General features: G+C 54.9%; 3 protein-coding genes. All 3 read right to left on the bottom strand.

Annotation, left to right across the window (positions count from 1 at the left end):
- A partial coding sequence (locus tag OA90_RS27455) for a peptidoglycan-binding domain-containing protein (RefSeq protein ID WP_068420195.1) occupies nt 1-533 on the bottom strand: 533 nt, incomplete at its 3' end.
- 356 nt (nt 534-889) lie between these two features.
- Nucleotides 890-1,987, bottom strand: a complete 1,098-nt coding sequence (locus tag OA90_RS27450) for a (p)ppGpp synthetase (protein ID WP_068420197.1) — start codon at nt 1,985-1,987, stop codon at nt 890-892.
- 370 nt (nt 1,988-2,357) lie between these two features.
- Nucleotides 2,358-3,159, bottom strand: an 802-nt coding sequence (locus OA90_RS29215) for a late control D family protein (protein ID WP_068420193.1), incomplete at its 5' end; no start/stop codon positions are given.

Here is a 3,159-nt window from a genome sequence, read left to right as displayed (position 1 = left end):
TAGCGGCTGCCGCCGCGCATGCGGCGCACGTTCAACGAACCGCCAAAGAGATCGAGACCGAGATCCTTGATCTGCCGGTCTGAATAGAGGCCGCGGATCTTGTGAAACGCGCGCTCGGCCGAGGCGGCAACCTTGCTGTGAAGAGTGATCGTGCGCACCGGCACGTCCAGGTCCCAGGCAAGGCGCATGCCCCAGGGCACCTCGACGCGGGTCTGGCCGGTGCCGACTGGCCCGTAAAACGAAAGCACGTCTTTCTGGCGTGGCCAGAGGGTCTTGCGGCGATCGTCGGGCAGGTCGCTATCGCGATCCGGAATGAACCCGCTCACCTCGACCGGAACGCGCGAGGATGCCGCCTTCAGCGCGGTCACCGTCGCCTCGTCCGCCTGCGAGGTTATCGGCAGCCCCCTGGCGGTCTGGAAACCGCGCAAGGCATGCAGGGTTTTCGGGCCGATCTCGCCATCGATCAGGCCGCACGCAAAACCGTGCGCCGTCAATCGGCTCTGCAGCCACATTTCAAAAGACAAACTGGACATTCCGCCCTCCTTCGTTTGGGCATGAAAAAACCCGCCTCGATGGGCGGGTTGGTGGAAACTGAGTGTTCGGTTCAGGTCAGCGGGCGTCGGGTCCCGCGCCGTGGCTCGTGGCCGGATTGAGCCTGTCCGGGACAACTGCGGCAGGGCGCTTTATGTTAAACTTGGGCGGGAAGCGGGCGTTTGCTGCGGTTCGCATGAACGGCGACTATGCGGTCTTTTAGGGCGTTCGCATTGGCGAGTATTAGGAATGCGTCGACCCCGAGCATAAGTCGGCAGCTAACACGGGAAATAGATTGATTGCATCCCTTCATCCGTCGGGTGGGAGGGAAGCAATCAAGGATTTACCAGATCGATTTCTATGAATGGCTCTTTTGGAGCCAGGTATCAAACCGTTCTCGAGCCGTTTCGGTCAGCATGTGAGCGAAGAGCTGTTGGTCACCTGCATACAAGCAGTGGCGAATGATGGTGAACGGGTTCATTGTATAATCCCCAGTAGCTTCAAAATGAGCTTGATATCGCTTTATGTCGCTGATCTTTTCCCGCATATAGAAGTTAAACTTGCCTCGACTAATATTTGGTTCGAGAGATACAATTTCTTGGGTAAATCCATCAACTTTGTGCGGTTCAAATACAAATTCGGGGAAGAAGTGCTTTGCAATACGCAAAAAATTGAAAGCATCTAGTGGAGCATAGCGGCGACTAGGTTGATTGTCGTTTTGGTCTTCACTCCTGCCCTCGTCGTAGTCCGCAGCAGCCTCCGTCTCATCTTCGATCTCAGGATAGGTTTTTTCAGCCCGCTCTAATTCGGTTTCAGTAGCTTCACGAATTGCACGAAACTCACGATCTGCCAACTCGAATAGTGCAGCCAAGGTATTGATCCGACGCTTAAGGCTGTTTGGAATTGACCTCTTATACTTGATCTTGTGATCAATTATGCTCCAGGAGTCCTGGACAACAGTGCGTATCTGAAGCTCAAAAGGATGGATGGCATAAACTCTGTACTCAGCCATCTTCTCTCTAGCTTCGTTCAACCTCAGATCCAAGTGCAATCCTTTATAGCCAAACGAATCCTCTGTGCTCTCGACCTGAGAAATCTTATCAGTAACATCCAGAACGTTGAATTCTTCTGATATTACATCTTTCACGCGCTCTACATCATCTTCATAGAGACAAACGACGCGTAATCCTATTAGGTCGGTGATTTTTTCCAGTATGGTGTAAGGGGTCCCATTGCTCTCAAGCATCGTGCGATATTTGCGCGTAAACTTACTGATACACTCTTCTCGGTCCTTGATGCGTCCATCTATACTTGAAATGGCAGAAATAGATTTGGACAGAAGCAAGGCCTCAATCAGCGTCTTAAACGAACCTAATGCACCTTGAAGACCGTCGCGATTGCTATCGTAAAAGTCTCGAAAGGCCGTCTTCTCAGCATCAAAGTCTAGCGATCCCACGTGTACCCCCCTCACGGCTGCTCCAACACTAAAACAGGCAACTTGAGTACCTTAAGTGCCTCAATCAGTAATTGAAAGATGCATCACAAACACCGTTATATCAACGGCAGCTTCGAATGCCCCCTACGTTCACCCGAGCAGCAATTGGACTAGTTGTCGACCAACTACCGCTCACCAAACTCTAGCGTCGTGGCCGACTCTCTGCGGCGATGGATGACCAGTTCGGGCTCCAAACGGTCCTTCGCTGCCCCAGAACCAAGGGCAACTTTGGGCCGCAAGTGCCAATTGACCAACTGACGGAAAAGCTCGTTGAACAGGCCATCCCCTTAGCTTCAACCACCTTCGCGAGTTCATCCATCCTGAATATCCGTTACCTCCCGTCCATCCCCGCCCCATCCTGCGGCTGTTGCAACTCCAGATCAGTCGTGGCCCCGCCCGAGCGGCTGGCCTTGTGGGTCACCGAGACGATCCTGTAGGTGCCATCGACACCGGCCCGGGTGCCGCGCAGTTGAAACAGCGCCTCGGCCTGCGCTTCAGGTGTCAGGTTCAATGTCACCCTGCCCTTGCCCCCTTCCCGTTCGATCTGCTGCTTGCGCCCCTCGGCGATTTCCCTTGCATGGTTTTCATCGCGCGCGATGGATCTCACCAGATTGACGGCCCTGGCCTTCTCTCCGATGGCACCGCTCTCCGTCTTGAAATCCATCGGAAGGCCTTTCTTCCGGTCGAAGTAAGGCACCGTGACTTGCCTGAAGACGTCCCTGGTCGAGACCGGCTCGATGTCCCACGAAATGAGGTTGCCGCTGTTGCCGGTGTTGAACAGGCCGGTAATTAATGGAAGGCCGAAATCCCCGCCGTGCTTGGCAAGGACAGCAGTGTTTTCCCGGAGCTTGAAGGTGCCGCCGAGTTCACGCGCGAGCTTCTCACCTACATGCAACAGGCTCTCGCCATCCGCTGCGATATAGTCGCGCACGATATTCCCGAGCGCGGGATCGATCTTCATGTCGAAGCCGGCCTTCTTGGCGACCGTCTTCAGGAAACCGCCCACCGTACCTTCGTCCTGGTGGATGCGTTGTGGCTCCTTCGCCTTGCCGCTGACATCGAACCCCTTGGCGGACACCGAGAGCGAACGCCCGGAAGACCGGGAGCCGGAGGATTTCACGCTGTCGATGATG

The organism is Labrenzia sp. OB1 (assembly GCF_001624695.1).
Classification (GTDB): domain Bacteria; phylum Pseudomonadota; class Alphaproteobacteria; order Rhizobiales; family Stappiaceae; genus Roseibium.
This window is presented reverse-complemented; position numbering and strand designations above follow the sequence as displayed.